We start from the raw sequence: 19,559 nt of genomic DNA on the forward strand, positions 1-19,559 counted from the left end.
TGCGGTCCTATGCCCCGCCCGCATACCCCTGCTGCCGCCACGCCTCGTAGACAACGATGGCAACCGTGTTCGACAGGTTCAGGCTGCGGTTGTCCGGCCGCATCGGTACGCGGATGCGCTGGCTGGCGGGGAAACTTTCGCGGAACGCCGGCGCCAGGCCGCGCGTTTCCGAGCCGAAGACGAACACGTCGCCCGGCTCGAACGCCAACTGCGCAAACGGTGTCGAGCCGTGCGTGGTCATGGCGAACATGCGTGCCGTGTCCGGTTGCACGTCGGCCAGGAACGCGGCCCAGTCCTTGTGCACCTTCATGCGCGCGTATTCGTGATAGTCGAGGCCCGCGCGGCGCAGCTTGGCGTCGTCCAGCGGGAAGCCGAGCGGTTCGATCAGGTGCAGTTGCGCGCCCGTGTTGGCACACAGGCGGATGACGTTGCCGGTGTTCGGCGGAATTTCGGGATTGACGAGTACAACGTGAAACAAACTTTTCTCCTAACGATGCTATGACGGTCGAAGCGGCGGCGTGCGCGCAAACACGAGGTTCGTGACCCGCGCGGCGCCGTGCCGCTTCAGGACGGCGGCCAGTTCGTGCAAGGTCTGCCCGCTGCTCATTACGTCGTCGACGATGCCGATGTGGCGGCCGGCCACCAGTGTCCGGTCCGGCACGGCAAAGACATGCGCCATATTCGCGCGCCGGGCCGAGCCCCGCAGCTTGCTCTGGGCCGCCGTTTCCTGCACCCGCTGCGTCAGCCGGGGCGACACGGCGATGTCCAGCAGACGGCCCAGCGGACGGGCGATTTCCAGCGCCTGGTTGAAGCCCCGCTCGGCAAGCCGGGCAGGCCCCAGCGGAACCGGACACAGCAGCGCCGGGCGCTCCAGCGCCGGCACCTCGTCCACCGCCCGCGCGATCTGCTGCGCGAACAGCCGCGCATGGGCCAGCCGTCCGCCGAATTTCAGTTCCAGCACCAGGCGGTCCAGCGGCATGGCATACGAGGCGGCCGCAACGGTAGCGTCGTAGGCAGGGCGCTGCGCCACGCAACGGCCGCACGGCACTACCGCCGAGCCGTCCGGCAGCGGTTCCGCGCAGACGGGACAACGGCGATCGCCGCCACGGAAGAACTGCCCGCGGCACGGCGGACACAGCGCGTCGCGGCCATACGCCCCGCACAACGCGCAGCCGCATGGCAACAACGCCGTCAGTCCTGCCTTCCAGAGGGCGCTTCCCATTGCTGCTCCCATCGCAATTGGCCACGAACAGGTAAACTACCACCCTGTACACGCCTTTACATTATCTCACCCCAGCAAAGAACACCATGCAAGTGCCCGCCAAGCCACCGAAACTTTCCGCCCCCATCGACGTCGAGCGCGTGCGCAGGCTGTTCTCCCGCCCGCTGCGCGTGCTGGAGGGCGACTTCCTGCGCCGCGAGATCGCCCACCGGATGCACGAGCGGCTGCAACTGGTGCGCCTCGTGCCCCAGCGCGTGCTGGATGCAGGTTGCGGCAGCGGGGCGGATCTGGCACTGCTGCACAAGGCTTACGTAGCGGCCCAGGTGGTGGGCATTGACGCATCGGAAGCGATGCTGCGCTCGCTGCCCGGCCAGCCAGGCCGGCAGTCGGCGTTGAACCAGCTGCTGGGCAGGCTGCTGCCGGCAAAAAGCGGCATCGACCTGCTGTGCGGCGACTTTGCCGACCTGCCGCTCGGCCCCAACAGCGTCGACCTGGTCTGGTCGAATCTGGCGCTGCACTGGCATCCGCAGCCGGACCGCGTGTTCGCCGAGTGGCGCCGCGTCCTGCGCGTGGACGGGCTGCTGATGTTTTCCTGCTTCGGTCCCGACACCTTCCAGGAGGTGCGGGCCGCGTTTGCCGACGTCGACCTCGCACCGCACACCTTGCCGTTTGTCGACATGCACGACTTTGGCGACCAGCTCGTGGAAGCCGGATTTGCCACGCCCGTGATGGATATGGAAAAGCTGACTGTCACTTATGACAGTGCCGACAAGCTGCTGGCCGACGTGCGCGCGCTGGGCGGCAACCCGCTCGCGACGGCGCGCAAGGGCCTGCTGGGCCGGGCGGCCCATGCGCGCCTGCTGTCAGGACTGGAGAAGGGCCGTCGCGCGGACGGCAAGCTGGCATTGACGTTCGAGGTGATCTACGGGCACGCCTTCCGTCCCGCTCCCCGGGTGACGAAGGATGGCGAGGCGATTATCCGCTTCGACCCGTCGCGCCGCCCCGGCAAATAAGCTGTTGGCACGGGCGCCACAATGGCGCGCTGCACCATTTCAAACACAGCTATACGCTTGATATGGCTAAGTAATAATGCTTATAATCCTTGACTAATTTTGCTACTTTTTTCCAACCGGACACACAAGAATCCGGCGTAAAAAGCGGCCGGAATCAGCAAGGCATCAATAATCAGCGTCATCGGTGATATTGTGTCTGCCGGTGGCATTGTCAAGGTTGAGCAGGCTTCTAGCCTGCTTGCAACTTTTGGTGTTTTACGCACGACGACGCACCCGGCACAGCCAGTGGCGTCGCAGTGAAAATTTTTTCTTATCTTGGGTGGTTTGGGGAAAACATGAAACTTGCGAAGCGACTTCAATCGTTGATGCACGGGCTGGCCGCGACGGTGGCAGTATCCCTGGCCGGAGCACCGGTATGGGCGGCACCTGCGGCAACGAACCAGGGCACTTACCATGCAGCCACCGGCGGCACCGGCGGCCCGATGCCGAACCAGCTTGACCTCCAGCCCGCCGCAACGCAAATCGCTTCGGAAATCTACAGCCTGCACAACTGGATGATGATCGTCTGCCTCGTCATCTTCGTGGCCGTGTTCGGGGTGATGTTCTACTCTATCTTCAAGCACCGCAAATCGGTGGGCCACAAGGCCGCCACCTTCCACGAGTCGACCGCCGTGGAGATTGCCTGGACCGTCGTGCCGTTCCTAATCGTTATCGGCATGGCGCTGCCCGCCACCCGCACCGTCGTCGGCATGAAGGACACGTCCAACGCCGACATCACCATCAAGGCCACCGGCATGCAGTGGAAGTGGGGCTACGACTACCTGAACGGCGAAGGCGAGGGCATCTCGTTCATCTCCAATCTGGCGACGCCCCGTGCGCAGGTCGGCGCGCCCGGCACCGCACCCACGCAGCCGCGCGGTGAGAACTACTTGCTGGAAGTCGATAACGAAGTCTACGTGCCGGTGCACAAGAAAGTGCGCATTGTGACAACGGCCAACGACGTGATCCACTCCTGGACCGTGCCGGCCTTCGGCGTCAAGCAGGATGCGATTCCCGGCTTCGTGCGCGACACGTGGTTCAAGTCCGAGCATACTGGCGTCTTCCGCGGCAACTGTGTGGAGCTGTGCGGCAAGGAGCATGCGTTCATGCCAATCGTCGTGCGGGTCGTCACAGCCGAGGAATACACGGCATGGGTCGACAAGAAGAAAAAGGAAATGGCCGCGCTGGCGGACGATCCGAACAAGACCTGGACCATCGACGAACTGAAAACCAAAGGCGAAAAGGTGTATAACGCCAATTGCGCCGTCTGCCACCAGCCAACCGGCAAGGGCGTGCCGAACGCCTTTGCCGCGCTGGATGGCTCGCCGGTGGTCAACGGTCCGAAAGGCCCGCAGATCGACATCCTGCTGCACGGTCAGAAGAGCGGCAAATACCCGGCCGAGATGCCGGCCTGGAAGCAGCTGTCGGATACCGACATTGCCGCCGTGATCACCTACACGCGCAACAACTGGTCGAACAAGCCAGAAGAGAACATCGTCCAACCGGCCGAAATTGTGGCAGCACGTAAGTAACAGGAGCTTCATTATCATGAGCACGACTACTATCGATCAACCACAAACGCATGGTCACGCCGATGGGCACGGACATGGGCACGATCACGCGCACGATCATCCCACCGGCCTGAAACGCTGGCTGTTCGCGACCAACCACAAGGATATCGGCACGCTCTACCTGTGGTTCTCGTTCGTCATGCTGCTGTCCGGCGGCGTGCTGGCGCTGTTGATCCGTACGGAGCTGTTCCAGCCCGGCCTGCAGTTCTTCCAGCCCGAGTTCTTCAACCAGCTGACGACGATGCACGGCCTGGTGATGGTGTTCGGCGCGATCATGCCGGCCTTCGTCGGCTTTGCCAACTGGATGATTCCACTGCAGGTGGGCGCTTCCGACATGGCGTTCGCACGCATGAACAACTTCTCGTTCTGGCTGCTGCCGCCTGCCGCGCTGCTGCTGGCCGGCTCGTTCTTCGCCCCGGGCGGCGCCACCGCCGCCGGCTGGACGCTGTATGCGCCGCTGTCCACGCAGATGGGCCCCGGCATGGACATGGCGATCTTCGCGTTGCACATCATGGGCGCCTCGTCGATCATGGGCTCGATCAACATCATCGTCACCATCCTGAACATGCGCGCGCCCGGCATGACCCTGATGAAGATGCCGATGTTCTGCTGGACGTGGCTGATCACCGCCTACCTGCTCATTGCCGTCATGCCCGTGCTGGCCGGCGCCATCACGATGACGTTGACGGACCGCCACTTCGGCACGTCGTTCTTCAACGCCGCCGGCGGTGGCGATCCGATCATGTATCAGCACATCTTCTGGTTCTTCGGCCACCCCGAGGTCTACATCATGATCCTGCCGGCCTTCGGCATCGTCTCGCAGATCATCCCGGCCTTTGCCCGCAAGCCGCTGTTCGGCTATGCATCGATGGTCTATGCCACCGCGTCGATCGCCATCCTGTCGTTCATCGTCTGGGCGCACCACATGTTCACGACCGGCATGCCCGTCACGTCGCAGCTGTTCTTCATGTACGCCACGATGCTCATTGCCGTACCGACCGGCGTGAAGGTGTTCAACTGGATCGCCACGATGTGGAAGGGTTCGATGACGTTCGAGACGCCGATGCTGTTCGCCGTCGGCTTCATTTTCGTCTTCACCATCGGCGGCTTCACGGGCCTGATCCTGGCGGTAACGCCGATCGACATCCAGGTACAGGATACATACTACGTGGTGGCGCACTTCCACTACGTGCTGGTGGCCGGATCGCTGTTCGCGCTGTTCGCCGGCTTCTATTACTGGGCGCCGAAATGGACCGGCCATATGTACCCTGAGCTGGGCGGCAAGATCCACTTCTGGGCCTCGCTGATCACGTTCAACATCACGTTCTTCCCGATGCACTTCCTGGGCCTGGCAGGCATGCCGCGTCGTTACGCCGACTATCCGACCCAGTTCACCGACTTCAACATGATCGTCTCCGTCGGCGCGTTCGGCTTCGGCCTGTCGCAGGTCTACTTCCTGTTCTTCGTTGTGCTGCCGACGATCCGCGGCGGCAAGAAGGCAGCCGACAAGCCATGGGAAGGCGCGGAAGGCCTGGAGTGGACCGTGCCGTCGCCGGCGCCGTTCCACACGTTCGAGACGCCGCCGCTGGTGAAGTAACGTTGACCTGAAAACAGCGCGGGCCGCGGCCCGCGCGCCTGCAGTTGGCAATCGAGTGAATGGAAGCAGCATGCCCGACCAGAACAAGCCGAACAACCTGCGCCTGGCCCTGATCCTGGGGGCGCTCGCGCTCGTGTTCTTCGTTGCCGTCATCGCCAAGAGAACCTGGTTCAGCTGAGCGCCGCATCGTGAACGACAACGATCCTCAGGAAGGACGCAGTGAAGAGCGCGATACGAATCGCAAGATGCTGGGCAAGCTGGTGGTCGTCGCCGTTGCCATGTTCGGCTTCGGCTATGCGCTCATTCCCGTCTACCGGCACATTTGCGAAGTCCTCGGCATCAACGTGCTGACGCAGAAGGACGGCACGGTGGCGCCGCCGAAGAACACGCAGGTCGACATGAGCCGTTCCATCACCGTGGAGCTGGACAGCAATGTGCAGGGCACGCTGCGCTTCCGGCCGACGCAGCGCAGCATCACGGTGCATCCCGGCGAGATGGCCACGGTGGTCTATGAAGTGGTGAACTCGCAGGCGCGGCCCGTCACGGCGCAGGCCATTCCAAGCTACGCGCCGCAAAGCGCCACGCCGCACTTCAAGAAGGTGGAGTGCTTCTGCTTCCAGCAGCAGACGTTGCAGGCGAACGAGGCAAAGCAGATGCCGGTCGTGTTCTTCCTCGATCCGGCACTGCCGAAAGAGGTGAAAACGATCACGCTGTCGTACACCTTCATTGAAATCGCCGGCGTGAATAAAACCGCAGCCGCGCCGGGCGGGGTGGTGCGATGAGCGGGAGCGGCAAACCGTCGTTCCTCTACTCGCTCAAGGCGGTCATGTGGTCGTTCGTGGGGCTGCGCCGCAAGAGCGACTTCGATAAGGATGACGTGAAACTCAATCCGTTTCACGTGATCCTGGCGGGCCTGCTGGCCGTCGCGCTGTTCATCGGTATATTGGTAACTGTCGTCAAATTGGTGGTTTCATAAGAGTTCACGAGGAGATGAATATGAGTTCGAATAACGCGACGGCGCCGCATTACTTCGTGCCCGGACCCTCCCGCTGGCCGATGCTGGCGGGGATGTCGATGCTGGTCACGATGGTGGGCGCATCCGGCTGGGTCAACGATGCCGCGTGGGGCCGGATCGTCTGCCTCGTCGGCATCGTGGCGATGATCGCCGTGCTGTTCGGCTGGTTCGGCGACGCCATCCGCGAATCCGAGAGCGGCTTGTACGGCAAACGCATCGACTACTCGTTCCGCTGGTCGATGGGCTGGTTCATCTTCTCCGAAGTGATGTTCTTCGGTGCTTTCTTCGGCGCGCTGTTCTACGCCCGCGTCATCACGATGCCATGGCTGGGCGACCTGGACAACAAAGTGCTGTGGCCCGACTACGCGCCGCAGTGGGGCAATGCCGGCCCGGCCGGCGTCGTGGACGCTTTCAACACGATGGGTCCGTTCCCGATCCCCACGCTGAACACGGCGCTGCTGCTGGCGTCCGGCGTCACGCTCACGATCGCCCACCACGCGCTGCAGGCAGGCAAGCGGTCGAAAACCATCGCCTGGCTGGCCGCCACGGTCCTGCTGGGCGCTGTCTTCATGGGCTTCCAGGCCTATGAATACATCCATGCCTACAGCGAGCTGAATCTGAAGCTCACGTCGGGCATCTATGGTTCCACGTTCTTCATGCTGACGGGCTTCCACGGCTTCCACGTGACGATGGGCGCCATCATGCTGTCCGTCGTTCTGTTCCGGTTGATGAAAGGTCACTTCACGCCCGAGCACCACTTCGCCTTCGAGGGAGCGGCCTGGTACTGGCACTTCGTGGACGTCGTCTGGCTGGGACTTTATGTCATAGTCTACTGGCTGTAAGGCGGCGTTATAATCGGCCCGCCCATGCAGCCAAAGCCGCAGCGGCCCGCCGCTGCGGCTTTTTTGTTGCCAGAAAACCGGTGACAGGCTCCATTTTCGGGAAAATGGAGCCTGTCACCGGTTTTCTGGACGAGCCGCGGTGGCTTAGTGCAGGCCCGTTGGCTGGATATAGCCCAGGCGGTTGGCGACAAGGATCAGGACGAACAGCAGTACCGAGAAGCCGACGCGCAGCGCGAGGGCGCGCACGGTGCGCCGGCTGCCGCCCTTGTCGCGCATCAGGTAGAACAGCGCCGAACCCAGGCTGCCGATAATGAGGATGAAGGCGATGGCGACAAGAATTTTCATACGCGGTCCGGTGGTTGAAAGCTTGCGAAGCCCATTCTAATGCGTATCGCGTTCCGTTTTAAGCTCATTCCGTTTGTCGCCACCATGCTGCTGGTGGCGCTGGGCATCGCGCTGGGTCAGTGGCAGACGCGCCGCGCCGACGACAAGCTGGCGATGCAGGCAAAGGTGGCCGCGGCCAATACGCAGGCGCCGTTGCGGCTCGATGGCACGCCCGTCGACATTGCGCAGGCCGAGTGGCGCCGCGTCAGCGTCAGCGGGACGTTCGTGGCCGGCTGGCCCGTTTACCTGGACAACCGCCCCCAGGCGGGGCGGGCCGGCCTGTACGTACTGATGCCGTTTCGCATCGACGGCAGCGACAGCCACGTGCTGGTCCTGCGCGGCTGGCTGCCGGTCGATGCGGCTCACCGTGGGCGCATCGCGCCGTACGCAACGCCCGCCCGCCGCGTCACGTTGGAAGGCATCGCGCGGTGCGACCCTGGCCACGTGCTGGGCCTGGGGACCGACGCCCGCCTGGCGCCGGGCGCCATCGTCCTCAATGCCGACGTAGCGGGTGTCGCAACGGCAAGCGGCCTGCGGTTCCAGCCGTTCGTGCTGCAGCAGACTTCGGGGGGGACGGACACGCTCGTGCGCGACTGGCCGGCACCGGCGCTGGGTATCGAGAAACACCGCGGCTATGCGTTCCAGTGGTATGCGCTGGCGCTGACCGCCTTCCTGTTCTTTGTCATAACCGGATTTTTGAGTGGGCGCAAATAAGTGGACGTAAATAAGGTGGATGCCAACAAGACTGAATCACGCCAGCGCACGCGCGGGCGCTGGAAGCTCTTCGCCGTGCTGGCCGTGTGCGCTTCGCCGCTGCTGGCGTCGTACTTCACGTACTACGTCGTCAAACCGACGGGACGCACCAACTATGGCACGCTGATCGATCCGCGCGAGTATCCGATCCCGCCCATGGCCAGCCGCACGCTGGCGCAGCAGCCGACGACGCTCGACACATACAAGGGCAAGTGGATCATGCTGAAGGTGGGCGGCTCCGACTGCCGGCAGCCCTGCCAGGACCAGCTCTTCTTGATGCGCCAGTTGCGCACGATGCAGGGCAAGGAGATGGGCCGCATCGAGCGGGTCTGGCTCATTACCGACGAGGCGCCGCTGGAAACGATGCTGCTGCGCGTGAACGACGGCACGCGCATGCTGCGCGCACCAAACGATGTCGTCGCGAAGTGGCTGCCGGTGGAGCCGGGCGGCGACGCCAGCGAGCACATTTACCTGATCGACCCGCTGGGCAACCTGATGATGCGCTTCCCGAAGAACCCGGACCCGGCGAAGATGAAAAAGGATGTCGCGAAACTGCTGAAGGCTTCGGCCATCGGCTGAGGATTGAGAACGCCATGCACCACACCACATTGGCCCAGATGGCCATCACCGCCCTGATCGTCGCGCTGCTGCCGCTGTCGATGGCCTGGATTTCAAAGGACGCCAGCAGGTACCGCAAGCTGGTCTGGATCGGCGTGTTCCTGACGTTCGACCTGATCGTGTTCGGCGCTTTTACCCGTCTCACCGATTCCGGCCTGGGGTGCCCGGACTGGCCGGGCTGCTACGGCCTTGCCAATCCGTTTCTGGCCCACGCCGAGATCCGCGCCGCCGAAGCGCTGCAGCCGACCGGGCCCGTGACGATGGTCAAGGCGTGGATCGAGATGATCCACCGCTACCTCGCCATGGCGATCGGCATCCTGATCGTTGCCATGATGGCCGTCGCGTGGCGGCGCTGGACGAAGACCAGGCAGCCCGGCTACGCGCCCGGCTATCCAACGTTCCTGTTTTTCTTCGTCTGCTTGCAGGGCGCGTTTGGCGCCTGGACGGTGACGCTGAAACTGCAGCCGGTGATCGTGACGATGCACCTGCTGCTGGGTATGGGGCTGCTGGCGCTGCTGACTTGGTTCGGCGGCCGCCAGGACCAGCTGCTGCGTCCCGCTACCGCCGCCGGCCCGGCCGTGCCGCGCGCGCGGCTGGCCGGCGTACGCAAGCTGGCGCTGGTCTCCGGCCTCGTGCTGCTGGTGCAGCTGTTCCTGGGCGGCTGGGTCAGCACCAACTACGCCACGCTGGCATGCACCGAATTCCCGCTGTGTGCCGGCAAGCTGGTGCCGGAAATGGACTTCGAACACGGCTTTCACCTGTGGCGCGAGCTGGGCAAGACGGCGGCCGGTCATTACCTGCCGTTTTCCGCGCTGACGGCGATCCATTGGGTGCACCGCAATTTCGCCTTCGTGGTCGTGCTGGTGCTGGGCTGGACGGTGGCCCGTGCGTGGCCGATTCCCGCCCTGCGGCCGGTGGCACGGGGCCTCGCGGCCGCGCTGGCGCTGCAGGCGCTGACGGGTGTCGCGACGATTTACCTGAATTATCCGCTGACGATCGCGGTGCTGCATAACGCCGGGGCGGCCGCCCTGGTGCTGCTTCTTACCATGCTAAACTACCGGGCTAAGTTTTTCAACGACGCCCCCGCCGCACACTGATGACAACCCGCACCGCCACCCAGAAACAGAACCACCGCATCGCCCAGTACTGGGCGTTGACGAAACCGCGCGTGACGCAGCTGGCGGTGTTCTGCGCCGTGATCGGGATGTTCCTGGCCACCGACGGCATGCCCGACTGGCGCGTTGTCCTGGCGGCCACGATCGGCATCTGGCTGCTGGCAGGCGCGGCGTTCGCCGTCAATTGCCTGGCCGAACGCGAGATCGACGCGCGCATGGCACGCACGGCGCGCCGGCCGATGGCGCTGGGCGACATCACCGTCGGCCAGACGGTCGTGTTCTCGGCTGTCATCGGCGGCATCGGCATGTGGGTGTTGTACACGCTCGTCAATCCGCTGACGATGTGGCTGACGTTCGTCACGTTCGTCGGCTATGCCGTCATTTACACGATGATCCTGAAACCGGCCACGCCTCAGAACATCGTCATCGGCGGCCTGTCCGGCGCGATGCCGCCGGCACTGGGCTGGGCGGCCGTCGCCAACGAAGTGCCGATGCAGGCGTGGCTGCTGGTGCTGATCATCTTCCTGTGGACGCCGCCGCATTTCTGGGCGCTGGCGCTGTACCGCCGCGACGACTATGCGCGCTCCGGCCTGCCGATGCTGCCCGTCACGCACGGCATGCCGTTCACGCAGTTCCACGTGTTCCTGTATTCGATCGCGCTGGCGGCCACCACGTTGCTGCCGTTCGCCGTGCGCATGAGCGGCCTGATTTACCTGGTCAGCGCCATCGTCCTCGACGCGATCTTCCTGTGGTACGGCTGGCGCATCTACAAGCACTACACCGACCTCGTGGCCCGCAAGGCATTCACGTTCTCCATTGTCTACCTGTCGCTGCTGTTCGTGGCGCTGCTGGTGGACCACTACATCCCGATCCAGCCATGAAAAAACTGTTCGCCGCACTGTGCATGCTGTTTGTTCTCGTCGCCTGTTCGGAGAAGCGCCCCGCGTTCACGAACACGGACATCACGGGCATCGACTACGCCAAGGGCTTTTCGCTGAAGGATCACACGGGCAAGCCCGTGACGCTGGAAAGCTATAAAGGCAAGGTCGTCGTGATGTTCTTCGGCTTCACGCAATGCCCGGACGTGTGCCCGACCACGATGTCGGAAATGGCGGCAGTGATGAAGGAGCTGGGTCCGCAGTCGGACCAGGTCCAGGTGCTCTTCGTGACGCTCGACCCGGAGCGCGACACGTCCGAGCTGCTGGCCCAGTACGCTCCCGCGTTCGACAAGCGCTTCGTCGGCCTGTACGGCACGCCGGCGGAAATCGCCACGACGGCCAAGGAATTCAAGGTGTTCTACCAGAAGGTGCCGGGCAAGACGCCGGACACCTACACGATCGACCATACGGCGGGCAGCTACGTGTTCGACAAGGAGGGCCGGGTGCGGCTGTTCCTGCGCCACAACCAGGGGCCGGCCCCGATCGTGCACGACCTCAAGCTGCTGCTGTCCTGAGCTTATTGCATTGCGGGAGCGATGGGACGGGACATGACGTAGGCATCCACGAAGCCTGACCGCGCGTGCAGGAAGGCTTCGGGCAGCGTGCCCACAATCCGGAAGCCATGTCGCTCGTACAGCGACACGGCGGCGCGGTTGGTCGACACCACGAAATTGAACTGCATCGAGCGGTAGCCCTGCGCGGCGGCCCGCGCCAGCGAATCGCGCAGCATCGCGGTACCGATGCCCTGTCCCTGCAGGTCCGGCCGGACCAGATAGGTGGCGCTGCCGACATGCGCGGCCCTTCCCGGCAGATTGGCGTTGAGCTTGTACATGCCGGCCAGGCTGCCGTCGACGAGCGCGACGTAGGTCTGCACGCCTGCCGACAGCCACATGGCATCGAATGCCGCGTCGGGAATATCCGGCGTGAATGGCAGCGCGTCGCCCTGGCGGCAAACGGTGCGAAACAGGTCCGCCATGGCATCGCGGCAGTCCGGCGATGCTTCGACCAGTGAGATCGGCTGTTGCACGCGGCGCTCCTTTGTCAGGTGAATCCACTCGCATGGGGCGGCGGACATCCACCCATCTTACCGCAGCCGTTTGCGGACTGACCAGCTCTCGCCCGGCCGCCCGCCGGCGCAGGCGAACCAACGCTCAGTGCCGGCGCTGCTGGCCCGCGGGGCCGCTACGGTCCGGTTCCGCGCCACCAGCCTGCCCCGCATTGCGGCGCGCACCGCCAATCGCCGGCACCCGGTTCAGCCGCTCGCGTATCCACCCATGGCTGCGCGCCAGCACCTGCCGCGCCATTGCGGTGCGGAAGTGGATGAAGCCATGCGGCGCTTCCGGCACCAGGTGCAACTCCACATCGGCCACCGAACGCCAGCGGTTCGCCATGCCGACCGTGTCGTCCAGCAGCGGGTCGAGCGTACCCGCAAACATCAGCGCGGGCGGTAATCCCTCCAGCTCTCCGTACAGCGGCGACAGCGGCGGCGCCCGGCGCGCCACGTCGTCCAGGTCCGGCGTCAGCAGGCGCAGACCCGTTGCCATCCCTGGTCCGTGCAGCACCAGCGTCTCCGGCCCCGCCGCGTGCACGGACGGGGTGCCGGCCAGGTCGTAGACGCCGTAATACAGCAGCGCCCCATGTACGCGGCGCAGCAGCGCAGGCTCGTCGCGCAGGCGCAGCAGGGTCGCCGCCGCCAGGTGGCCCCCGGCCGACTCCCCGACCACCAGTACCGGCAGATGCTCGCATCCGGGCAGCCCGGCAGCCAGCAACCAGCGTGCGGCCGCCAGGCAGTCGTCCAGCAGCCCTTGCAGCGGCGTATGCACGGCCAGCCGGTAATCGACCGAGACGACGGCCACGTGGCACGCCGCGATCATGGCCGCATTCAGGTCGTCGTTCATGCGCGCGTTGCCGATGACCCAGCCGCCGCCATGGATGTCCAGCACGACGCCCCGGATCGCTCCAGCCGGGCGCAGGATGCGCAACGGCACGCGCGTCCCCCCGTCCGTCACCACGTGGCGCTCCACGCCGATGCCGGCGCGTGCCAGCTTGCGGTCCGCACCGAGTTGCGATGCGCGGAGCAACGACTGGATCAGCAGCGGCGTAAGGCGGTTGCGCACCCGGAAGCGGGGCATGCGCGCGAGTTTGCGGTTGAAGGCGCGGGCTTCCTCCAACGTGGCATCGTCGAAGTGCAGTGGGGTCATCGTCGAATCCTCTGTGTTGTCCGGGGCGGCAGGCTTTCCTGTAAGCTTGCAATCTCTCGCTACAGTGAGATGCTACGACACGAACCCGGAAATTGGATGGAAAAGCGTTTTCAACCGTACAGCCGCCTGGCGGCCATCGTCTTTCTCTCAATCGGCTGCCTGTGGGTTCTGCGGCCCTTTCTGCCGGCGATCCTGTTCGCCTGTGCAATCACCATTTCCAGCTGGCCCCTCCACCTGCGCCTGCTGGCGCGCATGAAGCAGCGCGAGACGCTGGCCGCCGCCGTCATGACGGTGTCGCTGATTCTCGTCATCATCCTGCCGCTGGCCCTCGTCACGTGGAACGTTGCCGACAACGCGGGCCAGTTTTACCGCGGCCTGCGCGACGCGCTGCATGCTGGCCAGCTGGCGCCGCCGGACTGGCTGCGGCAGATTCCTGTGGTCGGCGAGACGCTCGACGCGTATCTGCGCGGATTGATCGGCAACCGCCAGCAGTTGATTGCCCTGGCGAAGCGTTACATGGAGCCGGCGCGCCACATCCTGCTCGGTGGCGGCATCGTGCTGGGGAGCGGCGTCGCGCAGGTCAGCCTGGCCGCCTTCGTCAGTTTCTTCCTGTACCGCGATGGACTGACCCTGCTGCGCGCGCTCGCCGTCGGCATGGAGAAAATCATGGGCGAGCATGCGGTGGCTGTGGCCGATACCGTCAGCCGCACGGTGCGCGGCGTCATGTACGGGCTGCTGGGGACCGCGTTGGCGCAGGCCGCGGTGGCTGCCGTCGGCTTCCTGATCGCCGGCGTGCCCGCCGTGGCGCTGCTGGCCGTCGCCACGTTCCTGTTTTCCCTCGTGCCCGTGGGGCCGCCGCTGATCTGGGGCGGTGCCGCCTTCTGGCTGTTCAGCCAGGGCAGCACGGGGTGGGGCGTCTTCATGCTGATCTGGGGCGTGTTCCTGATCAGCGGCGTCGACAACGTCGTCAAGCCGGTGCTGATCAGCCGCGGCTCCAGCCTGCCGTTCCTGCTTGTGCTGCTGGGGGTCTTGGGCGGCGTGATCGCGTTCGGCTTCGTCGGCCTGTTCATCGGCCCGACCTTGCTGGCCGTGGCGCTTGGGCTGCTGCGTAACTGGACGGGCGTGCACCCCGTCGTCGCAGCCTAGTCGATCAACGCCTTGATGAGCAGGCGCCCGTCCGGCATGCGGCTTTCCTGGCGCACCATCAGCTGGGTGGTGCGGGCAAACCAGAATTTCGACACGGTGCCGGGCTGGTTGTAGTCGGTCGTGACGACCCAGCAGTCGACCGGGCCGGCCGGGCCGGCGATCGCCTCGCTGCCGGAGACGCGGAATGTATAGCGGGCGGGCGCCGCCGGCCCGCCCGGGTGGTACAGCACCAGCTGCGCCTCGTAGCCATCGGCAAGCGGCAAGGTTTGCAGCAGTTCCATGTCGGCTTCGAAATTGAATACGGGCTCAGGCGACGCGACCGACAGCGCCTTCTGGGTATTGTTCGGCAGGTCGGGCAGGCCCGTGATCCGGTCCGGCGCGAACGCGAAACCTTCCACGGTTTTCTTGCCGTCCTTTTCCGTGATGCGCGTGTGCGTGAGCGGGCGCAAGCTGCCCGCCTCGAACGATGAATCGAGCCATTTGACGGACGGCGCCTTGCCGGTGGCATCCCAGCGCTGGCGGATCTGCACGCGCTTGCCGTCGAAGCGGATGTCGCGCTGCCAGATGTCGAGGGGGGTATTGCTGTCGGCCGCCTGCAGGTAGCGCAGGTAGCGGTGGCTGCCTTCCTTCAGGAGGTGGAAGCGCGGCAGCGGCGTGCCTGCCGCCACGTACTGCGGCGCGGCGTGGGCCGCGGCCATCAGGGAGATCAGGGCGGTGGCACAGAGCAGGCGGGTGGCGCGCATCGTGGTCCTCATGGTTAATCGTGATCGGCGTTGTCTTCCGGATCGAGGCGGGGAATGACCTTCACCAGCAGGATGCGCGGGCCGTTCATCTTCTTTACCACCAGGTCGAAGCGGTTGAAGTTGACGCGCTGGCCCTGTTTCGGAATATCGCCCAGCTTCAGCATGATCAGGCCACCGACCGATTCCACTTCGTCCAGGCCCAGTTCCTCGTTCTCGATGTCGATCCCGAGCGCGCGCTCGAGCGAGAAGATCGGCAGGCTGGCCTTGCCGATCAGGGCGCCGTCCGGCTGCTTCAGCCAGTCGTTTTCGTTCAGACGGAATTCGTCGTGGATCTCGCCCACCATCGCACCGAGCAGATTGTCGAGCGTGAGGAAGCCCACGGGGCGCTTGCCCTTTTCGCCGATCAGCGCGAAGTGCGGCGCGCCCTCGCGGAAGCGGCGGAACAGGTCGATCGCCTTGGTGCGCGCCGAGATGGTTTCGACGGGGCGCAGGAACGATGTGAACGACGTGATCGGCTTGCCCGACTGCTGCGCGAAGAACAGGTCCTTCAGGTGGACGACGCCCAGCACCGTGCTGCCGTCCTCGTCGAAGTACGGGTAGCGCGAGAAGCGGTTGCGCACCACGGTGTCCAGGTTGTCCTCCAGCGAGCGCGTGGCATGCAGGGCGATCACCTCGTTAATGGGGCGCATCAGGTCCGACACGCGCAGCTCCGAGAAGTCCAGCGAGTGGGCCAGGATGTTGCGCTCGTCCTTGTTGAACTGCTCGCCCGGTTTGCTGGTGCGCAGGATCAGCTTGAGCTCTTCCGTCGAATAATGCGCTTCGTGGCCGCCGGCGCCGTGCAGGCCCGCCAGCTTCAATACCAGATTGGCGCTGTGATTGAGCAGCCAGATGGCAGGGTACATGATCCAGTAGAACGCATACAGCGGCAGCGCGCTCCACAGGCCGACGACTTCCGGAATGCGGATGGCCAGCGACTTCGGCGCCAGCTCGCCCACGACAATGTGCAGGAACGAGATTGTGACGAATGCAAAGATGAATGCGATCGTGTGAATGATCTCGGGAGAATCGATGCCGATGGCTGCGAGCACGGGTTCAAGCAGGCCGGCGAATGCGGGTTCGCCGATCCAGCCCAGGCCCAGCGAAGCGAGCGTGATGCCCAGCTGGCATGCGGACAGGTAGGCGTCCAGCTGGCCGTGCACTTTCTCCAGGATCCGGCCTTTCAGCCCCTGCGTCTTGGCAATGGCGCGCACGCGCGTGCGCCGCAATGTGACGATGCCGAATTCGGCGGCAACAAAGAAACCGTTGAGTGCAACGAGGAGGAAAGCCAGCAGGACAAGCAAAAGGTTGTGCATAAAGCGCACTGAAGCGGGTAGTTGAAAGCATCATCTTAGCCGACACGGGCCGAGGCTAGCGCAAATTTCAACATTGCCATGTGGATACGTCGGTATCGTCTGGCGAGGCGCGCGACAATCAGACCGGTCGCAGGCCGACCGGATTGCAGCCAATCCTGCCAGGCCGACATCGCCATCAGCCCTGGACCCGCACGGAATATTCGGGACAGATCCGGAAAGTGCCGTTGCGCCGGCCTTCCCGGTGCCTTACCCGCCGAACAACCCTGTCTGCCCGGCCAGGATCGCCTCGACGGCCGGATGGCGGATGCGCCGTTCGCTGGAAATCGCATAGAACTGCTCGCGCAAGCCCGTGGCCGCGCCGACCGGCACCGCGTTGAACTGGCCGCGGATATCGTCCTCCAGGCCGGCCGGTGCGAAAAACAGGCCGAGGCCGCGGCGGCCGAAGGTGTTGAGCATGGCGTTGTCCTCGAACTCGCCGACGATATCGGGCCGGATGTGGTGCTGCAGCAGCCATTCGTCGATGCGGCCGCGCAGCGCGTTGTTGCGTGTCGGCAGCAGCAGGGGAGCGCCATTCAGGCTGTCCGGAAAATCGCGGCCATGCCTGCGTGCCAGCGCCGACGCGCCGAACAGCATCATCTCGCTTTCGCCCAGCAGGTGGCTGAACACGCGCAGGCTGGCGGACGCGCGCACCGTTCGGTCCGTCAGCACCACGTCGAGCTTGTGCAGCGCCAGGTCGGCCAGCAAGGTTTCGAATTCACGCTCCACACAGATGAGCTTGATGGGCGACTCCATGCCGAACGCCGTTTCCATCAGCCGGTAGGCGATCAGCTTGGGCAGCGAGTCGGAGATGCCGACCGTGAGGCGCATGCGTCCGTTGTCCGCCTCGTCGAGCGCCTCCTGCATGCGGTCGCCCAGCTCGAAGATCTGCTCGGCGTAGGTCAGCGCGACGCGGCCGGCATCGGTGGGCACCAGGCGCCGCCCCTGCTGGGTCAGCAGCGACTTGCCCACCGACTGCTCCAGCGCCGCCACCTGCGTGCTGACGGTCTGGATGGCAAGGCCGAGCCGCTCGGCAGCTCGGGTAACGCTGCCTTCCGAGGCCACGACGCGGAAGAAATACAGGTGGCGGAAATTGATGCCGGTTGCTTTCATGAGCTCATCCAATACTGCCTGACGTTTCGGTTTTTACGAAGTGAAGCTTCGATTATCTACCATTTTTCTAAATCGATTAAGTCTGTACAATCCTCGCATTGATTAACAACAAAGGAAAAAAAGATGAAGCACTTCAGGATGTCGTTCCTGGTCTCCTTCATCTGCCTGGCGGTAGCGGCATGGTGGGGCTATCAAAAAGGTGGATTGACGGGAGCACTGTCCGCGCTGGGCATCGCAGTGATCTTGAGCGTGATGGAAGTTTCGTTGTCGTTCGATAACGCGGTGGTGAACGCCTCCGTTCTGAAGACGTGGGATGAATTTTGGCAGAAGCTGTTCCTGGGCGTGGGCATCATCATCGCCGTCTTCGGCATGCGCCTGCTGTTCCCGCTGGTGATCGTCGCGGTTGCGGCCGATATTGGCCTGACGGACGTGTGGACGCTGGCACTGAACAACCCGGACGAGTATTCGCGGCACCTGACTAACCACCACGCGGAAGTGGCGGCCTTCGGCGGCATGTTCCTGCTGCTGGTGTTCCTGAACTTCCTGCTCGACCATGAAAAGGAAATGCACTGGCTGGGCAATGTCGAGAAGAAACTGGGTTCGCTGGGCAAGGTCTCGTCGATCTCCGTGATGGTCGCGCTGGGTGTACTGCTGGGCAGCCTGAGTCTCGTCGAGGAAGCGCAGAAGTTTGTCGTGCTGATCTCCGGCCTGTGGGGCGTGCTGATCTACGTTGGCGTCGATGCGATCTCGAACTACCTTGAAAAAGAGGAAGAGGGCGGCTCGAATGTGGGCGACATGGTCAAGAAGGGCGGTATCGGGGGCTTCCTGTACCTGGAAGTGCTGGATGCTTCGTTCAGTTTCGACGGCGTGATCGGCGCGTTTGCCATCACCAAGGACGTCGTGATCATCATGCTGGGCCTGGCGATCGGTGCGATGTTCGTGCGTTCGATGACGGTGTACCTGGTGCACAAGGGCACGCTCGACCAGTACGTCTACCTGGAGCACGGCGCGCACTACGCAATCGGCATCCTGGCAGTCATCATGCTGGCGAGTATGAAGTTCCATATTCCCGAGATCTTCACCGGCCTGATTGGTGTCGCGTTCATCGTCGGTTCGTTGTGGTCCTCGGTACGGTATCGCAAGCAGCAGGCTGCGTTGACAGCCTGAAGGTAGCAACGGAGGGGCGCTTGCCCCTCCCGCATGGAATACGCGGCACGCTCATGACACCAGCCTGTCGCGTCGGTAGTGGGTGTCTCTTTTCATCAAACTTTACGGAGAAATCAACATGGCAATCAGTCTGCAAAAAGGCGGTAACGTCAACCTGAGCAAGGAAGCTCCCGGCCTGACCCAACTGACGGTCGGCCTGGGCTGGGATGCACGCAGCAGCGACGGCGCCGCATTCGACATCGACAGCTCGGCCTTCCTGCTGAAAGTCGATGGCAAGGTGCGCGCCGATACGGACTTCATCTTCTACAACAACCTGAAATCGACCGACGGCGCCGTGCAGCACTCGGGCGACAACCGCACCGGTGCCGGCGACGGCGATGACGAAACCGTCCGCATCGACCTGACGAAAGTGCCGGCGGACGTGGAGCGCATCGCCATCTGCGTGACGATCCACGACGCCGACAGCCGCCGCCAGAACTTCGGCCAGGTGCAAAAGGCGTTCATCCGCTGCGTCAACAGCGGCTCGAACCAGGAAATCGCCCGCTACGACCTGTCCGAAGACGGTTCGACGGAAACGGCGATGGTGTTCGGCGAGGTGTATCGCAACGGCGCCGACTGGAAGTTCAAGGCCGTTGGCCAGGGCTACACGGGCGGCCTGGGCGCACTGGCTTCGTCGTTCGGCGTTTCGGTCTAA

At 64.1% G+C, this 19,559-nt stretch carries 23 protein-coding genes; 15 read left to right on the forward strand and 8 right to left on the reverse strand.

The features are described from left to right. Positions 1–7: 7 nt before the first annotated feature. Both trmL and E1742_RS20690 read right to left on the reverse strand, forming a co-directional pair. Positions 8–478 (reverse strand): tRNA (uridine(34)/cytosine(34)/5-carboxymethylaminomethyluridine(34)-2'-O)-methyltransferase TrmL, encoded by a 471-nt coding sequence (trmL, locus tag E1742_RS20685; RefSeq protein ID WP_134387021.1) that lies wholly within the window; start codon positions 476–478, stop codon positions 8–10. An 18-nt stretch (positions 479–496) separates the two neighbouring features. Then, positions 497–1,222, reverse strand: a complete 726-nt coding sequence (locus E1742_RS20690) for a ComF family protein (RefSeq protein WP_134387022.1) — start codon at positions 1,220–1,222, stop codon at positions 497–499. 86 nt (positions 1,223–1,308) lie between these two features. Between E1742_RS20690 and E1742_RS20695 the strand changes: the two genes are divergently transcribed. From E1742_RS20695 to E1742_RS20720, 7 genes are all read left to right on the forward strand, one after another. Then, on the forward strand, positions 1,309–2,235 hold the full coding sequence (locus tag E1742_RS20695) for a methyltransferase domain-containing protein (RefSeq protein WP_134387023.1): 927 nt from the start codon (positions 1,309–1,311) through the stop codon (positions 2,233–2,235). 335 nt (positions 2,236–2,570) lie between these two features. Continuing rightward, a complete protein-coding gene (gene coxB, locus E1742_RS20700) occupies positions 2,571–3,806 on the forward strand; it encodes a cytochrome c oxidase subunit II (RefSeq protein WP_134387024.1) in 1,236 nt (411 codons plus the stop codon). 16 nt (positions 3,807–3,822) lie between these two features. Further along, positions 3,823–5,442 (forward strand): cytochrome c oxidase subunit I, encoded by a 1,620-nt coding sequence (ctaD, locus tag E1742_RS20705; RefSeq protein ID WP_134387025.1) that lies wholly within the window; start codon positions 3,823–3,825, stop codon positions 5,440–5,442. Between the two features lie 70 nt (positions 5,443–5,512). Next, positions 5,513–5,620, forward strand: a complete 108-nt coding sequence (locus E1742_RS26900; RefSeq protein ID WP_229466154.1) for a cytochrome oxidase small assembly protein — start codon at positions 5,513–5,515, stop codon at positions 5,618–5,620. 10 nt (positions 5,621–5,630) lie between these two features. Further along, positions 5,631–6,224 (forward strand): cytochrome c oxidase assembly protein, encoded by a 594-nt coding sequence (locus tag E1742_RS20710; RefSeq protein WP_134387026.1) that lies wholly within the window; start codon positions 5,631–5,633, stop codon positions 6,222–6,224. Then, complete coding sequence (locus tag E1742_RS20715) at positions 6,221–6,418, forward strand: DUF2970 domain-containing protein (protein ID WP_134387027.1); 198 nt, start codon at positions 6,221–6,223, stop codon at positions 6,416–6,418. The genes E1742_RS20710 and E1742_RS20715 overlap by 4 nt, the downstream gene beginning before the upstream one ends. A gap of 20 nt (positions 6,419–6,438) precedes the next feature. Beyond that, positions 6,439–7,299: a cytochrome c oxidase subunit 3 gene (locus E1742_RS20720; protein ID WP_134387028.1), complete on the forward strand. Its 861-nt coding sequence runs from the start codon at positions 6,439–6,441 to the stop codon at positions 7,297–7,299. A 144-nt stretch (positions 7,300–7,443) separates the two neighbouring features. On the opposite strand, the gene E1742_RS20725 is transcribed toward E1742_RS20720, so the two are convergent. Continuing rightward, on the reverse strand, positions 7,444–7,644 hold the full coding sequence (locus tag E1742_RS20725) for a twin transmembrane helix small protein (protein ID WP_134387029.1): 201 nt from the start codon (positions 7,642–7,644) through the stop codon (positions 7,444–7,446). A gap of 39 nt (positions 7,645–7,683) precedes the next feature. On the opposite strand from E1742_RS20725, the gene E1742_RS20730 reads away from it, so the two are divergent. Genes E1742_RS20730 through E1742_RS20750 form a run of 5 tightly spaced genes read left to right on the forward strand, consistent with a single transcriptional unit; the run spans position 7,684 to position 11,622 of the window. Further along, positions 7,684–8,397 (forward strand): SURF1 family protein, encoded by a 714-nt coding sequence (locus E1742_RS20730; protein WP_134387030.1) that lies wholly within the window; start codon positions 7,684–7,686, stop codon positions 8,395–8,397. After that, positions 8,398–9,015 (forward strand): SCO family protein, encoded by a 618-nt coding sequence (locus E1742_RS20735; protein ID WP_229466156.1) that lies wholly within the window; start codon positions 8,398–8,400, stop codon positions 9,013–9,015. It abuts the gene before it with no gap. Between the two features lie 14 nt (positions 9,016–9,029). Further along, the gene (locus E1742_RS20740; RefSeq protein WP_229466159.1) at positions 9,030–10,151 is read left to right on the forward strand and encodes a COX15/CtaA family protein; all 1,122 of its coding nucleotides are present in this window, start codon (positions 9,030–9,032) and stop codon (positions 10,149–10,151) included. Then, a complete protein-coding gene (gene cyoE / locus E1742_RS20745; RefSeq protein ID WP_134387031.1) occupies positions 10,151–11,050 on the forward strand; it encodes a heme o synthase in 900 nt (299 codons plus the stop codon). The genes E1742_RS20740 and cyoE overlap by 1 nt, the downstream gene beginning before the upstream one ends. Then, complete coding sequence (locus tag E1742_RS20750) at positions 11,047–11,622, forward strand: SCO family protein (protein WP_134387032.1); 576 nt, start codon at positions 11,047–11,049, stop codon at positions 11,620–11,622. The genes cyoE and E1742_RS20750 overlap by 4 nt, the downstream gene beginning before the upstream one ends. Positions 11,623–11,624: 2 nt before the next feature. Here E1742_RS20750 and E1742_RS20755 read toward each other — a convergent pair whose 3' ends face one another. Together E1742_RS20755 and E1742_RS20760 are read right to left on the reverse strand one after the other, a co-directional pair. Further along, positions 11,625–12,134: a GNAT family N-acetyltransferase gene (locus E1742_RS20755; RefSeq protein ID WP_166793524.1), complete on the reverse strand. Its 510-nt coding sequence runs from the start codon at positions 12,132–12,134 to the stop codon at positions 11,625–11,627. A gap of 124 nt (positions 12,135–12,258) precedes the next feature. Then, a complete protein-coding gene (locus tag E1742_RS20760) occupies positions 12,259–13,308 on the reverse strand; it encodes an alpha/beta hydrolase fold domain-containing protein (protein ID WP_134387034.1) in 1,050 nt (349 codons plus the stop codon). Positions 13,309–13,404: 96 nt separating this feature from the next. Here E1742_RS20760 and E1742_RS20765 point away from each other — a divergent pair, with 96 nt between their 5' ends. After that, positions 13,405–14,454, forward strand: a complete 1,050-nt coding sequence (locus E1742_RS20765) for an AI-2E family transporter (RefSeq protein WP_134387035.1) — start codon at positions 13,405–13,407, stop codon at positions 14,452–14,454. Here the strand turns inward: E1742_RS20765 and E1742_RS20770 are convergent. The 3 genes from E1742_RS20770 to E1742_RS20780 form a co-directional block, all read right to left on the reverse strand. Continuing rightward, complete coding sequence (locus E1742_RS20770) at positions 14,451–15,209, reverse strand: DUF3108 domain-containing protein (protein ID WP_206076695.1); 759 nt, start codon at positions 15,207–15,209, stop codon at positions 14,451–14,453. The two genes, E1742_RS20765 and E1742_RS20770, sit on opposite strands and share 4 nt — an antisense overlap. Positions 15,210–15,211: 2 nt before the next feature. Further along, a complete protein-coding gene (locus E1742_RS20775) occupies positions 15,212–16,549 on the reverse strand; it encodes a hemolysin family protein (protein WP_134387036.1) in 1,338 nt (445 codons plus the stop codon). A gap of 246 nt (positions 16,550–16,795) precedes the next feature. Next, positions 16,796–17,698 carry a LysR family transcriptional regulator gene (locus E1742_RS20780; RefSeq protein WP_134387037.1) on the reverse strand — a complete coding sequence of 301 codons (903 nt, stop codon included), beginning with the start codon at positions 17,696–17,698 and terminating at the stop codon, positions 16,796–16,798. A 123-nt stretch (positions 17,699–17,821) separates the two neighbouring features. Here E1742_RS20780 and E1742_RS20785 point away from each other — a divergent pair, with 123 nt between their 5' ends. Together E1742_RS20785 and E1742_RS20790 are read left to right on the forward strand one after the other, a co-directional pair. Continuing rightward, positions 17,822–18,865 (forward strand): DUF475 domain-containing protein, encoded by a 1,044-nt coding sequence (locus tag E1742_RS20785; protein ID WP_134387038.1) that lies wholly within the window; start codon positions 17,822–17,824, stop codon positions 18,863–18,865. Positions 18,866–18,983: 118 nt separating this feature from the next. Continuing rightward, on the forward strand, positions 18,984–19,559 hold the full coding sequence (locus E1742_RS20790) for a TerD family protein (protein ID WP_134387039.1): 576 nt from the start codon (positions 18,984–18,986) through the stop codon (positions 19,557–19,559).

This window comes from Pseudoduganella plicata (assembly GCF_004421005.1).
In the GTDB taxonomy this organism is placed as follows: Bacteria; Pseudomonadota; Gammaproteobacteria; order Burkholderiales; family Burkholderiaceae_D; genus Rugamonas; species Rugamonas plicata.

Bases quoted from the DNA above. Each gene is read 5' to 3' on its own strand.
- E1742_RS20690 (WP_134387022.1), bottom strand. From the start codon at position 1,222: ATGGGAAGCGCCCTCTGGAAGGCAGGACTGACGGCGTTGTTGCCATGC.
- E1742_RS20695 (WP_134387023.1), top strand. From the start codon at position 1,309: ATGCAAGTGCCCGCCAAGCCACCGAAACTTTCCGCCCCCATCGACGTC.
- coxB (WP_134387024.1), top strand. From the start codon at position 2,571: ATGAAACTTGCGAAGCGACTTCAATCGTTGATGCACGGGCTGGCCGCG.
- ctaD (WP_134387025.1), top strand. From the start codon at position 3,823: ATGAGCACGACTACTATCGATCAACCACAAACGCATGGTCACGCCGAT.
- E1742_RS26900 (WP_229466154.1), top strand. From the start codon at position 5,513: ATGCCCGACCAGAACAAGCCGAACAACCTGCGCCTGGCCCTGATCCTG.
- E1742_RS20715 (WP_134387027.1), top strand. From the start codon at position 6,221: ATGAGCGGGAGCGGCAAACCGTCGTTCCTCTACTCGCTCAAGGCGGTC.
- E1742_RS20720 (WP_134387028.1), top strand. From the start codon at position 6,439: ATGAGTTCGAATAACGCGACGGCGCCGCATTACTTCGTGCCCGGACCC.
- E1742_RS20725 (WP_134387029.1), bottom strand. From the start codon at position 7,644: ATGAAAATTCTTGTCGCCATCGCCTTCATCCTCATTATCGGCAGCCTG.
- E1742_RS20730 (WP_134387030.1), top strand. From the start codon at position 7,684: ATGCGTATCGCGTTCCGTTTTAAGCTCATTCCGTTTGTCGCCACCATG.
- E1742_RS20740 (WP_229466159.1), top strand. From the start codon at position 9,030: ATGCACCACACCACATTGGCCCAGATGGCCATCACCGCCCTGATCGTC.
- cyoE (WP_134387031.1), top strand. From the start codon at position 10,151: ATGACAACCCGCACCGCCACCCAGAAACAGAACCACCGCATCGCCCAG.
- E1742_RS20750 (WP_134387032.1), top strand. From the start codon at position 11,047: ATGAAAAAACTGTTCGCCGCACTGTGCATGCTGTTTGTTCTCGTCGCC.
- E1742_RS20760 (WP_134387034.1), bottom strand. From the start codon at position 13,308: ATGACCCCACTGCACTTCGACGATGCCACGTTGGAGGAAGCCCGCGCC.
- E1742_RS20765 (WP_134387035.1), top strand. From the start codon at position 13,405: ATGGAAAAGCGTTTTCAACCGTACAGCCGCCTGGCGGCCATCGTCTTT.
- E1742_RS20770 (WP_206076695.1), bottom strand. From the start codon at position 15,209: ATGAGGACCACGATGCGCGCCACCCGCCTGCTCTGTGCCACCGCCCTG.
- E1742_RS20775 (WP_134387036.1), bottom strand. From the start codon at position 16,549: ATGCACAACCTTTTGCTTGTCCTGCTGGCTTTCCTCCTCGTTGCACTC.
- E1742_RS20780 (WP_134387037.1), bottom strand. From the start codon at position 17,698: ATGAAAGCAACCGGCATCAATTTCCGCCACCTGTATTTCTTCCGCGTC.
- E1742_RS20785 (WP_134387038.1), top strand. From the start codon at position 17,822: ATGAAGCACTTCAGGATGTCGTTCCTGGTCTCCTTCATCTGCCTGGCG.
- E1742_RS20790 (WP_134387039.1), top strand. From the start codon at position 18,984: ATGGCAATCAGTCTGCAAAAAGGCGGTAACGTCAACCTGAGCAAGGAA.